The 15,424-nt window shown below is 74.5% G+C and carries 11 protein-coding genes; 5 read left to right on the top strand and 6 right to left on the bottom strand.

The annotated features are described in order from the left end of the window. The first annotated feature begins 26 nt into the window (after window positions 1-26). Both AB0J74_RS35235 and AB0J74_RS35230 read left to right on the top strand, forming a co-directional pair. On the top strand, window positions 27-6,137 hold the full coding sequence (locus tag AB0J74_RS35235; protein ID WP_363456352.1) for a type I polyketide synthase: 6,111 nt from the start codon (window positions 27-29) through the stop codon (window positions 6,135-6,137). Window positions 6,138-6,342: 205 nt separating this feature from the next. After that, window positions 6,343-7,455: an RICIN domain-containing protein gene (locus tag AB0J74_RS35230; protein ID WP_363456349.1), complete on the top strand. Its 1,113-nt coding sequence runs from the start codon at window positions 6,343-6,345 to the stop codon at window positions 7,453-7,455. 52 nt (window positions 7,456-7,507) lie between these two features. Here the strand turns inward: AB0J74_RS35230 and AB0J74_RS35225 are convergent, their stop codons facing one another. The 3 genes from AB0J74_RS35225 to AB0J74_RS35215 all read right to left on the bottom strand — a co-directional run bounded on the left by AB0J74_RS35225 (window position 7,508) and on the right by AB0J74_RS35215 (window position 10,612). After that, a complete protein-coding gene (locus AB0J74_RS35225; RefSeq protein WP_363456346.1) occupies window positions 7,508-8,707 on the bottom strand; it encodes an RtcB family protein in 1,200 nt (399 codons plus the stop codon). Between the two features lie 230 nt (window positions 8,708-8,937). After that, window positions 8,938-10,173: an FAD-dependent monooxygenase gene (locus AB0J74_RS35220; protein WP_363456343.1), complete on the bottom strand. Its 1,236-nt coding sequence runs from the start codon at window positions 10,171-10,173 to the stop codon at window positions 8,938-8,940. After that, window positions 10,160-10,612 (bottom strand): DUF417 family protein, encoded by a 453-nt coding sequence (locus AB0J74_RS35215; protein ID WP_363456340.1) that lies wholly within the window; start codon window positions 10,610-10,612, stop codon window positions 10,160-10,162. The genes AB0J74_RS35220 and AB0J74_RS35215 overlap by 14 nt, the downstream gene beginning before the upstream one ends. A 114-nt stretch (window positions 10,613-10,726) precedes the next feature. Here AB0J74_RS35215 and AB0J74_RS35210 point away from each other — a divergent pair, with 114 nt between their 5' ends. From AB0J74_RS35210 to AB0J74_RS35200, 3 genes are read left to right on the top strand one after another with little or no spacing between them, the layout of a single operon-like run. Further along, complete coding sequence (locus AB0J74_RS35210) at window positions 10,727-11,080, top strand: VOC family protein (RefSeq protein ID WP_363456337.1); 354 nt, start codon at window positions 10,727-10,729, stop codon at window positions 11,078-11,080. Continuing rightward, on the top strand, window positions 11,077-12,033 hold the full coding sequence (locus tag AB0J74_RS35205; RefSeq protein ID WP_363456334.1) for a sigma-70 family RNA polymerase sigma factor: 957 nt from the start codon (window positions 11,077-11,079) through the stop codon (window positions 12,031-12,033). Before AB0J74_RS35210 ends, AB0J74_RS35205 begins: the two co-directional genes overlap by 4 nt. Further along, the gene (locus tag AB0J74_RS35200; RefSeq protein WP_363456331.1) at window positions 12,030-13,439 is read left to right on the top strand and encodes an MFS transporter; all 1,410 of its coding nucleotides are present in this window, start codon (window positions 12,030-12,032) and stop codon (window positions 13,437-13,439) included. Before AB0J74_RS35205 ends, AB0J74_RS35200 begins: the two co-directional genes overlap by 4 nt. Here AB0J74_RS35200 and AB0J74_RS35195 read toward each other — a convergent pair. From AB0J74_RS35195 to AB0J74_RS35185, 3 genes are read right to left on the bottom strand one after another with little or no spacing between them, the layout of a single operon-like run. Continuing rightward, window positions 13,427-14,323, bottom strand: a complete 897-nt coding sequence (locus AB0J74_RS35195; protein WP_363456329.1) for a serine hydrolase — start codon at window positions 14,321-14,323, stop codon at window positions 13,427-13,429. The genes AB0J74_RS35200 and AB0J74_RS35195 overlap by 13 nt on opposite strands. Further along, window positions 14,320-14,928, bottom strand: coding sequence for a hypothetical protein (locus tag AB0J74_RS35190; protein ID WP_363456326.1), 609 nt, complete (start codon window positions 14,926-14,928; stop codon window positions 14,320-14,322). The genes AB0J74_RS35195 and AB0J74_RS35190 overlap by 4 nt, the downstream gene beginning before the upstream one ends. Continuing rightward, window positions 14,925-15,422 (bottom strand): sigma-70 family RNA polymerase sigma factor, encoded by a 498-nt coding sequence (locus AB0J74_RS35185; RefSeq protein WP_363456323.1) that lies wholly within the window; start codon window positions 15,420-15,422, stop codon window positions 14,925-14,927. The genes AB0J74_RS35190 and AB0J74_RS35185 overlap by 4 nt, the downstream gene beginning before the upstream one ends. Between the last annotated feature and the right edge of the window lie 2 nt (window positions 15,423-15,424).

Below are 15,424 nucleotides of genomic sequence, written 5' to 3'. Positions count from 1 at the left end.
AACCTTTCCGAGAGGACTGCCCCACCGTGGAACACGAGCACATCGCGATCGTCGGGCTCGGCTGCCGGCTGCCCGGCGACGTCGACTCGCCGGCCGCCCTGTGGCGACTGCTGGCCGACGGCCACGACGCGGTCGGCCCCTTCCCGGCGGGGCGACCGCTGCCGGGCTCCGGCACGCCCGGCGAGGGCGGCTGGCTGCGCGACGTCGCCGGGTTCGACGCCGATTTCTTCGGCGTCTCCCGGCGCGAGGCCGACGTGCTCGACCCGCAGCACCGGTTGATGCTCGAGGTGGTCTGGGAGGCGTTCGAGCACGCCGGTCTCCCACCGGACCGGCTGGCCGGCGAGCCGACCGGGGTCTTCCTCGGGCTCAGCTACGACGAATACATGCACCGCCTCGCCGGCCAGCCCGAGGAGCTGGCCGGCGGGATCCTCACCAACGGGCACTGCGTGGCCGCCGGGCGGATCTCCTACCTGCTCGGCCTGCACGGCCCGGCGGTCAGCGTCGACACCGCCTGCTCGTCGGGCCTGGTGGCGGTGCACCAGGCCGCGCAGGCGCTGCGCGACCGCGAGTGTGACCTGGCCGTCGCCGGCGCGGTCAACCTCGTCGTCGACGAGCGGACCACCCGCGAGTTCACCCGCTTCGGGATGCTCTCGCCGACCGGCCGGTGCCGGGCCTTCGACGAGCGGGCCGACGGCTTCGTCCGGTCCGAGGGCGCCGGCGCGGTCGTGCTCAAGCGGCTCGGCGACGCGCTGCGCGACGGCGACCGGATCCTGGCCGTGGTCCGCGGTTCGGCGGTCAACCAGGACGGCCGCTCCGACGGCCTCAGCGCGCCGTCCGCCGAGGCGCAGGAGGCGGTCTACCGCGCCGCGCTGGTCCGCGCCGGCCTCGATGCCAGCCAGGTCGGCTACATCGAGGCGCACGGCACCGGCACCCGGCTCGGCGACCCGACCGAGCTGGCCAGCCTCACCCGGGTCTACGGCGGCCAGGGCCGCGCGGTCGCGATCGGATCGATCAAGTCGAACATCGGTCACCTGGAGCCGGCCGCCGGCATCGCCGGCCTGCTCAAGGCGATCCTGTCCCTCGACTACGGCGTGATCCCGGGCAACCTGCACTTCACCGGCTGGACACCGGGCACCGACCCGTCGGCGGCCGGGCTGTTCGTGCCGACCGGCACCACCCGCTGGCCCGACGGCGCCGCGGTGCGCAGGGCGGCGGTCTCCTCGTTCGGCTTCTCCGGCACCAACGCGCACATCGTGCTGGAGGAGGCGCCGACCCTGCCGTCGTCGGCGTCGGCCACCCGCACCACCGGCGAGCCCGAGGTGGTGGTGATCCCGGCCGGCTCCGGCGAGGCGCTGCCGGCGGCCGCCGTGCGGGTCGCCGACTGGCTCGACGGTGACGGCCGCGACGTGCCGCTGCGCGACATCGCGCACACCTTCGCGTTGCGCCGGGGCGCCGGCCGCGGCCGGCTCGGTGTGGTCGCCACCAGCACCGAAGAGCTTTCCGACAAGCTGCGGGGGTACGCGGCCGGCCGGCTCGACCCGGCCGTCGTCGCCGGCGCCGTACCCGGTGGCGTGGCCCGCGGCGCCGTGTGGGTCTTCTCCGGCCAGGGTTCACAGTGGGCCGGCATGGGCCGCGAACTGCTCGCCACCGAGCCGGCGTTCGCCGCCAGCCTGACCCGCTCCGACGCGCTGATCGCGTCCGAGGCCGGTTTCTCCGTGCTCGACGTGATCCGCTCAGGGCAGCAGGTGTCCGGCTGCGGCTTCGTGCAGCCGGTGCTGTTCGCCCTCCAGGTCGCGCTCGCCGACCTGTGGCGGGCGCACGGCGTGACACCGGCCGGCGTGCTCGGCCACTCGATGGGCGAGGTGGCCGCCGCGGTGGTGTCCGGCGCGCTCACCCTGGCCGACGGCGCCGCCGTGATCTGCCGCCGGTCGGCGCTGCTGGAACGGATCGCCGGCGCCGGCGCGATGGCGAGCGTGGGCCTGAGCCGGTCACAGGTCGAGGCCGACATCGCCGCGGCCGGCGCCGGGGCCGAGGTCTCCGTCGCGGTGGTCGCCGCACCGGAGAGCACCGTGGTCGCCGGCGACGACGAGTGGGTCCGCCTGCTGGTCGACGCCTGGGACGCCGAGGGCGTGCCGGCCCGGCTGGTCGCGGTCGACGTCGCGTCGCACTCGCCACAGGTCGACCCGCTGCTCCAGGACCTCGCCGCCGCGCTGAAGGACCTGCGGCCGCGCGACCCCGCCGTCCGCTTCTACTCGACGGTGCTCGACCCGCGCTCCGAGGAGCCCGCGTTCGACGCCGACTACTGGTGCCGCAACCTGCGGCAGCCCGTCCGCTTCTCGGCCGCCATCGGTGCCGCCGCGGCCGATCGGCATCGGGTCTTCCTGGAGGTCTCGCCGCACCCGATCGTCACCGGCGCCGTGCGCGACAGCACGGCCGAGGGCGTGGTGGTCGGCACCCTTCGCCGCGACGAACCGGAGGTGCAGACCTTCCGCACCGCGCTGGCGGCGCTGCACTGCGCCGGCGTGCCGGTCGCCTGGTCGGCCCTCTACGGCGACGCCGAACTGGCCGACCCGCCGACGATGACCTACGACCGGCGCCGGCACTGGGTCGACGTGTCGCACGGGGAGCCGGAACCGCTCGTCGCCGGCCTGCCGGGCCGGCACACCGAGGTGGCCGGCGACCCGGTGCGGCACACCTGGGTCGGCGACGCCGGCCTGGACGCGCTGCCGTTCCTGGCCCATCACCGGGTGCACGACGAGGCGGTGCTGCCCGGTGCGGCGTTCCACGCGCTCGCGCTCAGCGCCGCGTGTGCGGTGTTCGCGACGCCGGCCGACGAGGTCGTCGTCGAGGACCTCGTGTTCCGCGAGCTGCTCCGGCTCGAGGCGCGCACCGAGATCAGCACCACCGTGACGATGACGGCGCAGGACCGGGCCGAGTGCGAGATCCTCGCCCGCGGTGCGGACGGTGCCTGGGTCCGGCACGCCACCGCGACGCTGCGCACCGGTCGGCGGTCCACGATGGACTCCCCGTCGACGACCTGTGACGTTCCCGGCGACGCCGGCGCGCTCTACGCCGCCATGCGGGCCCGGGGCATCCACCACGGTCCGGCGTTCGCCGGCCTGTCCGAGCTGACCCGGTCGGCCGACGGATCCGCCGCACGGGCGAACGTCGCCACGCCGGGCCCGGCGCCGGCCGGGCTCGCGATCCACCCGGTGCTGCTCGACCTGTGCGCCCAACTGCTGGTCGCCACCGTGCTCGACGCGCCCGGCCGCGGCCTGGTGCTGCCGGTCGGCATCGCGCGGGTGGCGGTGACCGGCGACCTGGCGACGGCCGCGTACGCCGAGGCCCGACTGGTCTCGTCCGGTGCCGACGCGTTCACCGGCGACGTGGTGCTCCGCGACGGCGCCGGCGCGGCCGTGCTGACCCTCGCCGGCCTGCGGTGCGTGCGCCAGCGGGTGCCCGCGACGGAGGCGGGGGAGTGGCTGCTGGAACCCCGCTGGGAGGCGGCCCCGGCATTGACCGGCCGGGCCGTCGGCCGGGTGCTGCTGGTCGGCGAGGGCGGCGGCGCCGTGCTGCCGGTCGTGTCGGCCCTACGGGCCCGCGGCGCCGTCGTCGACGTGGTCGACGCGCCACTCACCGAGCCGGTGCTCGGCCTGCTCGGCGGGGTGCTGCCCGGCGCCGTCGCGCTGGTCTGCGGCGGGCCCTCCGGTGGGGACGCCGCGCTCGACCGCACCCGGCGCGCGGTCGCGGTGGCCCAGGCGCTGTGTGCCGAGGCCGTACCGCCGCGGCTGGTGCTGGTCACCGGCGGCGCGCTGGACGAGTCGGCGCTGCGCGGCATCGTCCGGGTGCTGGCGATCGAGCACCCGGAACTGCGGGCGACGCTGGTCGAGACCGACGATGCCGGCCTGCTCGCCGACGAGTTGCTCGCCAACGGCACCGACGACGAGGTGCGGCTCCGCTCCGGAAAGCGCATGGTCGCGCGGCTGGCGTACGCCCCGGTGCCCGAGGTTTCCACGGTCGACGTCCGCTGCGGCGTCGACGGCTTCCGGCTGCGGGCCGGCCGCCTCGGCGACCTGTCGGCCCTGGAGTTGGCCGCCTGCCACCGCCGGCGCCCCGGCCCGGGCGAGGTGGAGATCCAGGTGACCGCCACCGGGGTCAACTTCCGCGACGTGCTCACCGTGCTCGGCCTGCTGCCCGGGGACGGCCACGACGTCCGCTACCGGATCGGCTTCGAGTGCGCCGGCGTGGTCAGCGCGGTCGGTGCCGGCGTCCCGCTCGCCGTCGGCGAATCGGTGCTCGCGGTCGACCTGCGCGGCGGCGCGTTCGGCTCGTTCCTGACCGTGCCGGCCACCGCGGTGGCCCGGATGCCGGGCGGGCTCGACCCGGTGGTCGCCGCCGGCCAGCTGACCGGCTACCTGACCGCCTGGTACGCGCTGCGCCACGTCGCCGGCGTCCGCTCCGGCGAGCGGGTGCTCATCCACAGTGGAACCGGCGGCACCGGGCTGGCCGCGATCGCGGTCGCCCGCAAGCTCGGCGCGACCGTGTTCGCCACCGCCGGCACGCCGGAGAAGCGGGCCCGGCTGCGCGAGTTGGGCATCGCGGCCGTGATGGACTCCCGTTCCCTCGACTTCGCGGCCGAGACGCTGGAGGCCACCGGCGGCGAGGGCGTCGACGTGGTGCTCAACTCGCTGTCCGGCCCGGCCATCCGGGCGGGCCTGTCGACCCTCCGGCCGTTCGGCCGGTTCGTCGAGCTCGGCGTGCGCGACATCCTCGCCGACCGGGCCATCGGGCTGGCACCGATGCGGCACAACATCTCCTTCAGCACGGTCGACCTGATCGAGTTGCAGAGCCGCCGGCCGGGTCTGTTCGCGACGGTGCTCCGGGAGGTGCTGGCCGGGCTGGCCGACGGGTCACTCCCGCCGCTGCCGGTGCGGTCCTACCCGCTGACCTCGGCGACCGAGGCGTTCCGCACGATGGCCGCGGCGGCACACCAGGGCAAGCTGGTGCTGACCGTGCCGGGTTCCGGGACGCTGCCGGCGGCGCGCCCGGCAGAGCCCCCGGTGCGCGGCGACGGCTCGTACATCATCACCGGCGGCCTGACCGGCGTCGGCCTCGCGGCGGCGGCCTGGCTGGCCGCGCGCGGCGCCGGTCACCTCGTGCTCAACGGCCGCCGGGCGCCGTCGCCCGAGGCCGCGGCGGCGATCGCGGAGCTGCGCGCCGCCGGCACCCGGGTCACCGTGCTCCGCGGCGACGTCGCGTCACCCGGCACGGCGACGGCCCTGGTCGAGGCGGCCACCGCCTTCGGCCGGCCGCTGTGCGGCGTGCTGCACGCGGCGATGGTGCTCTCCGACGCGGCGCTGACGACGGTGGCCGACGAGCAGTTCGACACGGTCTGGCGGCCGAAGGTGGTGGGCGCCCGCGCGCTGCACTCCGCGGTCGCCGGACACCGGCTGGACTGGTTCGTCGTCTTCTCGTCGATGGCGTCGCTGATCGGAAACGCCGGCCAGACGGTGTACGCGGCCGCGAACTCCTGGCTCGACGGCTTCGCGTCATGGCGCAGCGCCCAGGGCCTGCCGACGCTGGCGGTCAACTGGGGCCCGTGGGGCCAGACCGGCGCGGCGACCGACTTCGCGGCGCGCGGCTACACCACGATCGGCACGGCGGACGGGTTCTCCGCGCTGTCTACCTTGCTGGCCCACGAGCGAGTCCGCACCGGCGTGATCCCGGGCGCGCCGGCCACCTGGGTGCCGGCACCGGCGTCGCCGTTCTTCGCCGACGTCCTCGCGGCGGTCGCGACTCCGAGGGCGGCGAGCCCGTCCGGCCCGACGGTCGCCGACGTCCGCGCGGAGTTGGCGGCGGCACCGGCGGGCCTGGCCCGCCGGGCGGCGCTGGAGTCCTACGTGGGCGGCCACGTCCAGGCGGTGATGCGGCTGGGCGACAGCGCCCTGGACCCGCGGACGCCACTGCGGGCGCTGGGCTTCGACTCGCTGCTGGCGATGGAGCTGCGGGCCCGCCTGGAGGCCGGTCTCGGCGTCAAGCTGGCCGGCAACTTCGTCTGGACGCACCCGACCCTGGCCGCCCTGGCCGAAGGCCTGGCCGGCCACATGGGCCTGGCCCTGGAGCCCGACGAGGGCTGAGCCCTGCTGACCCGGCGTGGCCGGGGCGACGATGCCCCGGCCACGCCGCCCGGTCAGCCGCCCGCGTGTGACCGTTCGGCGCACGGGCATCGACGCCCGCCGCTCCGAGTGGGCCGCAGGGCTCCCGTCGACCAGTCGATATCGCCGAACCTCGATCTCAGGAGCCGTCCCCCGTCCCGGACGGCACTGACGAGAGGAACGTGCCATGCGCTGGAGACTGGCCCGACTCGGGCTCGCGCTCACGCTCGCCACGGTGGGCATCGGCGTCGTCGCCGCGACACCGGCCCACGCCGAGTCCAACGGCGGCGTGCGGGTGATGCCGCTCGGTGACTCGATCACCGACGGCTACAACGTCCCCGGCGGCTACCGGATCAACCTGTGGCAGCGGCTGGTCGGCGGCGGCTACACCGTCGACTTCGTCGGGTCCGGGTTCAACGGGCCGGCCGCCCTCGGCGACCACGACCACGAGGGCCACTCCGGCTGGCGGATCGACCAGATCGACGCCAACATCGTCGCCTGGCTCGGCGCGTACACGCCGCGCACGATCCTGCTGCACATCGGCACCAACGACATGAACCAGAATTACGACATCGCCAACGCGCCCGCGCGGCTCTCCGCGCTGATCGACAAGATCCGGGCCAACGCGCCCGACGTGGAACTGTTCGTCGCCCAGCTCACCCCGGAGACCGACGCGACCCTGGAGCAGCGGGTACGCGCCTACAACGCCGCCATCCCCGGCATCGTCGCCGGCAAGGGCGCCAAGACGCACCTGGTCGACCAGCACTCTGCCCTGACCACCGCCGACCTGGCCGACGGCGTGCACCCCAACCAGGCTGGCTACGACAAGATGGCCGCGGTCTGGTACACCGCGCTGCGTTCCGTGCCGGCCAGCCTGCAGGCGCCGGCCACCACCGGGCCGCCCGTCGGCACGCCGGTCTCGCTGGTCAACCCGCAGTCGGGCCGGTGCATGGACGTCTCCGGCGCCAGCACCACCCCCGGCGCCCAGGTCCACATCTGGGACTGCCACAACGGCGCCAACCAGAAATGGACCCGCACGGCCGCCAACGAGTTGCGCGTCTACGGCAACCGTTGCCTCGACGTCAACGGCAACGGCACGGCCAACGGCACGAAGATCCAGATCTGGGACTGCAACGGTACGGGCGCCCAGAAGTTCACGTTCCAGGCCAACGGCTCGATCCTCGTCCCGGCGTCGGGCAAGTGTGTCGACGTGACCGCGAGCGGCACCGCCAACGGCACCAAGGTGCAGCTCTACACCTGCAACGGCACCGGCGCCCAGCGCTGGTCGGCGGTCGCCTGACCCGGGCGGCGCGCGGCCGCCGGTCTCCGCGGAGGACCGGCGGCCGCGCTGTTCAACCCTTCACGCACACGACCTGCTTGAGGTGGGCGACGACCTCGACCAGGTCGCGCTGCTCCGCGATCACGGCGCCCAGGTCCTTGTAGGCGCCGGGGATCTCGTCGACGACCCCGGCGTCCTTGCGGCACTCGACGCCCGCCGTCTGCTCGGCCAGGTCCTGGGTCGTGAACGTCTTCTTCGCCTTCGCCCGCGACATCCGCCGCCCCGCCCCGTGCGACGCCGACCGGTACGCGTCGTCGTTGCCCAGGCCGCGCACGATGTAGGACCCGGTGCCCATCGAGCCCGGGATGATGCCCAGGTCGCCGCGCCCCGCCTTGATCGCGCCCTTGCGGGTCACCAGCAGGTCGACACCGCCGTAGCGCTCCTCGGCCACGTAGTTGTGGTGGCACGAGATCGGCTCGTCGAACCGGACCCGGCCGACCGCCTCCCGCACCACCCGGCACAGCAGCGCCAGCATGATGGCGCGGTTGCGCGCCGCGTACTCCTGCGCCCAGGTTAGGTCGTGCCGGTAGGCGTCCATCTCCGGCGTGCCGGTGACGAACACCGCCAGGTCGCGGTCGGGCAGGTCGGCGTTGTGCGGGAGCTTGCGGGCCACCGCGATGTGCCGCTCCGCCAGCTCCTTGCCGATGTTGCGGGACCCCGAGTGCAGCATCAGCCAGACCCGCCCGGCGTCGGGGCCGCCCTGCTCGACGCAGACCTCGATGAAGTGGTTGCCGCCGCCGAGCGTGCCGAGCTGCCGGGTCGCGCGTGCCTCGAGCTGGCGTACGCCCGGGGTCAGTGACGTGAACGTGGCCCAGAACGCGTCCCAGCCCGCCGTCGGCATCCCGTGGACGCGGCGCGGGTTGACCGGCTCGTCGTGTGCGTTGAAGCCGACCGGGATGGCCGACTCGATCGCGCGCCGCAGCGGGCCGAGGTCGTCGGGCAGGTCCGCGTCGGTGAGGCTGGTGCGCACCGCCGACATGCCGCAGCCGATGTCGACACCGACCGCGGCCGGCGCGAGCGCCTGCCGCATGGCGATGACCGAACCGACCGTGGCGCCCTTGCCGAAGTGCACGTCGGGCATGACCGCGACACCCTCGACCCACGGCAGCGAGCCGATGTTGCGCAGCTGACCGGCCGCTTCGGCCTCGATGGTCGCGGGATCGGTCCACACCCGGACCGGCGCCCGGGTGCCGGGCAGCAGGGTGAAACTCATGGCGGACTCCTTTATGGAGGGAGGAGAGAAAGCGCCGCCCGGACCCGGTGGCGGGTGGGCGGCAGCAGCAGCGGCGCGAGGCGCTCGGCTAGGACCGTCGACCCGGTCGGCGCGAGGCTGGTGCGGCGGACGGCAGGACCACGCCACCACACGGCAGGCACCGTGTCGCGTTCGCTGTGGCTTGCACCGTCATGGCCGGACTCCTCGCTCGTCGTGATCAAGGCTAGGCCTCACCGGCCGCCACCGGCAACGCGATTTCGCACCGGCAGCCGTTCGAGGATCCATAGCCAGTACGGGCTGGCCCGCCGCTCCGCCCGGCGGGACGCCTCGACGGCCGCGAAGCCGTAGTCGCGCATCTTCTCCTCGTACGCCCCGATCGCCGCGACGGCGTCGCCACCGCCGGAGGTGAGCGCGGCGCACAGGTTCGAGGCGTCCTGCAGTGCCGTGTTGGCGCCCGAACCGCGGGCCGGGCTCATCGCGTGGATCGCGTCGCCCAGCAGGGTGACCCGGCCGGGCCGCCACGGCTGGACGCGCTCGGCGCTGCGGACCCGGACGAGGAACGTCTCGTCGACCGCGGCCCGGGCGAGCAGCGCCCGCAGGTCGGGGTGCCACCGGCGAATCGCGTCGGCCGCGACGGCATGCAGCCCCGCGGCGTCCAGGCCGGCCAGGTCGGGGAGGTGCTCCCGGCGGGCGGACACCGCCCACATCAGATAGTCGCCGGCCGCGGTCAGCCGCACGCCCGGGGCGATCGTCGCGGCCGCCTCCGGAGGTGGCTGGCGGAACTCGACGAGCCCGGCGGCCATACCGACCCGACCGCCGACGATCGCCGTGAACCCGTCGCGCAGCGCGGCCGGGACGAGAGGTCGGGTCTGCGCGTCGAGGGGCGTCCGGCCGTAGATGATGCGCGCGCCGGTGTCGGCCGGCGTCACGTCGGGCAGCAGGGTGCGGCGCACCGCGGAGTTGATGCCGTCGGCGCCGACCAGCACGTCGGCCCGTTCGGTCGACCCGTCGGCGAAGCGCAGCGTCACTCCGGCCGGGTCCGCCTCGTAGCCGTCGAGTTCGCGGCCGCGGTGGATCCGGTCGTCGAGGCCGGCGCTGAGGATCTCCCGGAACGTCCCGCGGTCGACCGACGTGGCCAGCGTCGCCGGCCGGTAGGGGTCGCGGTCGGGGTCGGTGTGCGTCACGTGCAGGGTGCGCAGCCGGGACGACAGCACGGTGAAGGCGCGGCTGGGCCGGCTCGCCGTCGCCAGGAACAGCCGCAGCAGGTCGGCTGGGAGGCACCGCCGCAGGGCGAGGCCGGCGCGCGCGTCGACGTGCAGCCGGTAACCCTGCCGCCGGGCGTCGGCGGTGGCGTCGCGCTCGTAGACCTGCACGTCGACACCGGCCCGCGCGAGCCCTTGGGCCAGGCACAGCCCACCGAGGCCGGCACCGGCTATCGCCACCCGCAGGCCGCTAGTGTCCGCCACTCGCGGATCGTAGCGACTCGGCGGCCGTCACGAGGCCGGCGCCGAGCAGGACGCTGTCCTTGAGCAACGCCTCGCCGAGGATGGAGAGCTGCGGGATCCCGTTCTGCCACGCCTGCGGCGTCGTGATCAGGAAGCTCAGGGTGCCGACCATCATCCCGGCCGCGCCGAGGCTTCCCAGTGCCGACGCCCGCGGCGCAACCGGCCGGGCCGCGATCAGGCCGCCCAGGACCATCTGCGAGACGCCGACCAGGCGGGCCAGCTTGCGTGCGCCCATCCGCTTGTAGAGCTGCAACGTCAAGGGACTCGCGCTCATCAGCGGCTTCGAGTTCTCCACCTCGTACTCGACGAACTTGAGGCCGCCGACCCAGATGAAGACCGTCGCCAGGCCGTACCGCGCGACCACTGTCCCGACAGATGCGAGGTCGTGTTCCGTGCGCATCGTTTGGCCCCCCAAGGTGGGTTTGACCGGATTAGCGCTGATACCGCAACCAGCACCAGTATCGCGCGATGAGTTTTGGCCGCGCCGCGGATCAGTACAGGCATGAGTGGAAACATGACAGTCCGGCTGGGCAGCTTGGTGTTGGGCAGTCCCGACCCGCAGCGGCTGGCCCGCTGGTATCGCGCGGCCTTCGCGCCGGACGCGCCAGAGAGCGGCGTGCTGCAATTGGCCGAGGGCAGCCGGCTGATCTTCGATGCGCGCACCGACCTCGAGCCCGCGGCACGCGAACCCGGGCGCGTCCTGATCAACCTCTACGTGACCGACGCGCGTGCGGTCGCCGCACACCTGACCGGTCTCGGGGTCACCTGGGTCAGGCCGGTCGAGCCGGGCCCGCCGGGGCTGATCGGCACCGTCGAGGACGTTGACGGAAACTACGTGCAGGTGGTCCAGCTGGGTGGTCCGGCGTGACCGCACAGGGGGTGGCAGTGCGCACAGATGCCGCGGAGTTCGCGCGCGTCACCGACCCGTTCCGGCGGGAGTTGCTGGCGTACGGCTACCGCATGCTCGGCTCGCTGCCGGACGCCGAAGACGTCGTACAGGAGACCTACCTGCGGGCCTGGCGCGGCTTCGACGGTTTCGGTGGGCGCTCGTCGGTGCGCACCTGGCTCTACCGGATCGCGACCAATGCCTGTCTGCGGGCGATCGAGCGGGCCGGTCGCCGGCCGCTGCCCTCTGCCCTCGACGGCGGTGCGGACGACGTCGCCTGGCTCGGCCCGGTGCCCGACGCCCGGGTGCTGCCCGACGGCGGCGACCCGGCGACCATGGTGGCGGTGCGTAGCAGCGTGCGGCTGGCCCTGGTCGCGGCGCTGCAGTATCTCCCGGCGCGGCAGCGGGCCGTGCTGATCCTGCGCGACGTGCTGGCCTGGAGCGCGGCCGAGACGGCCGACCTGCTCGACACGACCGTGCCGGCCGTCAACAGCGCGCTGCAGCGGGCACACGGGCAACTGGCCTCGGCCGGTCCGCGCGAGGACGACCTCGCCGAACCGACCGAGCCCGTGCTCCGGGACCGGCTGGAACGCTGGATGCGCGCCTTCGAGGCCGCGGACGCCGGCGCGCTCGTCGGCCTGATGCGGCACGACATCGTGTTCGAGATGCCACCCAAGCCACAGTGGTACGCGGGCCGCGATGCCGTCGGCCGCTTCCTCGCGACGACCGTGCTCGGCCGCCCCGGCGACTGGCGCGCGGCGCTGACCGCGGCCAACGGGCGACCCGCGATCGCGACCTGGCTGCGCGGCCCCGATGGCAGACACCACGCGCACGGCATCCAACTGCCGACCGTCACGGACGGCGGCGTCTCGCACGTGGTCACCTTCCTGGACCCGGGCCTGTTCCCGGCGTTCGGCCTGGAGCCGCGCCGATGAACTCCACAATGGAGGGCGGCCGCAAGCTGGCCGCCTGGACGCTCGTGCTCGCGTCCCTGGGCAGCTTCCTCGCCTCGCTCGACGTGGTCGTGGTGGCCACCGCGTTGCCCGCACTGCGCTCCGGCCTCGGCGCCGACCTCGCCGATCTGGAGTGGACGGTCAACGCCTACAACCTGGTCTGCGCCTGCCTCATGCTCACCGGCGCGGCCCTCGGCGACCGGTTCGGCCGGCGGCGCACGTTCGTCCTGGGCGTGCTGGTGTTCGGGGCGGCGTCGACGGCGGCGGCGTTGGCGGGCGACGCGACCACGCTGATCCTCGCGCGGGCGGTGCAGGGCGCCGGGGCCGCGATCGTGCTGCCGCTGTCGCTGACGCTGATCAGCGACGCGTTCCCGGCCGAGCGGCGGTCGGTCGCGATCGGCATCTGGGGCGGCGTCTCCGGTCTCGGCGTGGCCGCCGGGCCGGTGGTCGGCGGTGCCGTGGTGCAGGGCATCTCCTGGCACTGGATCTTCTGGCTCAACGTGCCGGTCGCGCTCGCGGTGGCCGCACTGTCGGCGGTGCGGCTGCGGGAGAGCCACGGCCCGCGCCCGCACCTCGACCTGCCCGGGGTGCTGCTCGGCGGCGCCGGCCTGCTGGCGCTCGTCTGGGCGCCGGTCCGGGCGCCGGTGGTCGGCTGGACCTCGGCCGAGGTCCTCGGCGCGCTGGTCGCGGGCGTGCTGCTGATGGTGGCGTTCGTGCGGTGGGAGCGGCGGGCGGCGTACCCGATGCTGCCCTTGCGGTATTTCCGCTCCCGCGCCTTCAGCGCCGCCAACGCGGTGATCTTCATTCAGTTCATCTCGCTGATCGGTTCGCTCTTCATCATCACCCAGCTGTTCCAGATCGGCCTGGGCTACCGGCCGCTCGAGGCCGGGCTGCGGCTGCTCGTCTGGATGGCGATGCCGATGCTGGTCGCGCCGGTCGGCGGCGTGCTGGCCGGGCGGTTCGGCAACCGGCCGGTGATGCTGGTCGGCATGGTGCTGCAGGGCGCCGGGCTGGGCTGGCTGGCGGCGGAAGTCAGGCCCGGGGTCGGCTACGGATTGCTGGTGGCACCGCTGATCGTGGCCGGCGTCGGCATCTCGCTGGTGTTCCCGACGTCGGCGGACGCCGTGGTCGCGGCGGTGCCGCCGCAGGACGCCGGCGTCGCGGCCGGCACCAACACGTCGCTGCGCGAGATCGGCGGGGTGTTCGGCGTCGCCGTGCTGGCGGCGGTCTTCGCGGCGCACGGCGGCTACGCCGACTTCCTGCACGGCGTCCGCGCCGCGCTGGTGGTCGCCGCGGTGGCGCCGGCCCTCGGTGTGGTCGCGGCCTACCTCGTGCCGGCCCGGGCGCCGGCACCGGAGCGGCAGGCCGAACCGCTCTACGCCGGCTGACCGGGGATCTCGCGGAGCTCGGCGAGGGCGTGCCGGACCACGGTCTCGATCATCTTGATGCCGTCCGGCTGGGTCTTGTGGCCGTGCGAGAGCACGGCCACAAGCCAGTCGTGTCCCGGCTCGACGAGCCGGCCGATCGAGTTGACCTGCCAACGCCCGGCGTCGGCGGAGATGTTGTCCCAGCCGTTCTTGACGTAGACGCCGGTGGTCCCCGGGCCCGCGGCGGCCGGAACGCCCCAGTCCTGCCCCTCGTCGACCTGGCCCATCAGGTCGAAGAGGTAGTCCCGGTTGGCCTTGGTCAACGTGCCGTCCTCGGCGGCGAGCGCGGTGAGCAGGCGGACCTGGTCGGCTGCGGTGGTCGTGGTGGTGCCCCAGGACGAGTGGGGCGTGGTCTGCTTCAGGCCGAAGGTCCGGTTGGCCGAGGAGAGCCCCGACGTCCCGCCGATCCGGCCGAACAGGGCGGTCGCGGCGTCGTTGTCGCTCACGGTGATCATCCGCTCGGCGTCCCGCCGGTCGGTGCCGGTGACCTCCTCGTGCCGCTGCTGGGCCCGCAACAGCAGCGCGGCCAGGATGTCGACCTTGACGATGCTCGCCGTCGGGAAGCGGGTGCCGCCGAGGGTCAGCGCGATGGCCGACCGCCGGTCCCGCACCGCCAGCGTGACCCGGCTTTTGCCGACCTTGGCCAGGTCGGCCGCGATCCGGGTGCGGGCGGCCGTGAGGTGGTCCGGCGTCGGGCTGGGCGTGGGGGAGGCGCTCGGGCCGACCGCGGCCAGCGATGGTCCGTCGCTCGGGTCGGAGCGGCTCAGGGCGGCGGCCTCGACAGCGCCGCCGCCGAGCACGGCGAGGGCGGCCGCGGCCAGCAGGCCACGCCGGGACCGGTTCACTCGGTGGTGCCCGGCATGGGCCGGCAGATCATCGGGTCGTCCTTCGAGACGAGGAAGTGGGCGGCCTTGGCGAACCCGCCGTCGGGATGCACGGCGAAGACGCTGAAGAAGATGCGGCTGTTCTCCGGCATCCTGTCGGGCGCGATGACCAGCGTGTATTCCTTCGGCGAGCCGTCCGGCCAGTCGACCCGCTCGGTCCAGGAGACCTGGTTGGCCCCGGGGAGCTGCCTGCCCTTCGGCACGCAGATGACGTTGGCCTTGACGACGGCGGGGACGCCCGCGTCATCCAACGCCTTGGCCAGGGCGGCGGGGTCCAGGATCTGCTTGTAGTGCAGGGTCAGCTTCACCGTGCGGTCCGACTGCTTGACCAGCGTGAACGCCGCCGGCTGGAGCGCCGCCGCTTGGCCGGCCGGATGCTGGGCGGCCAGCGGGAGCGCCAGCGCGAACGCGGCCACGGCCGCGGCACCACCGCCGGCGGCCAGGCCCAGCAGGGTGCGCTTGCGGCGGCGGGCCCGGCCGCGCTGCTCGATCGCCTCGATCGGACGATCCATCCGTACGCCGGAGAGGGTCTGTCTCACCGCGTCCAGCACCTCGTCGTCGCTCACGATCCGACCTCCTGACGGGCGGCGGGCACGAACTGCGCCCGCAGGGTGGCGGTGGCACGAGACAGGTGGACGGCGACGGTGGCCGCGGAGATGCCCAGCACCTCGGCCACGGTCCGGGTGTCCAGGTCGAGCCAGACGCGCAGCACGATCACCTCGCGCTGCCGCCGCGGCAACCGGCGGATGGCGGCCAGCAGGGCGCCGTCGACGCCGAGGCCCTCGTCGGCGTGGTGCACCCGGTCGTGGCCGTCGAGGGCCACCTCCCGCCGGTGCCGCCGCCACCACGACACCCGCATGTTGAGGGCGGTGCGCACCACCCATGCCGCCGGTGCCGGATGCCGGCTCACCTTGGGCCAGGCCGCCCAGGCCCGCGCGAACGCCTCCGCGACCAGGTCCTCGGCCAACGCGCGCTCGCCCGTGCCGGCCAGCACGGCGCGCAGGCAGTTGTCCCGGGAACGCTGGTAGAAGTCGGCGAAGCCCGCCCGGTCTCGTTCCACAC

It is taken from the genome of Asanoa sp. NPDC049573 (genome assembly GCF_040676615.1).
In the GTDB taxonomy this organism is placed as follows: Bacteria; Actinomycetota; Actinomycetes; order Mycobacteriales; family Micromonosporaceae; genus Asanoa.
This window is presented reverse-complemented; position numbering and strand designations above follow the sequence as displayed.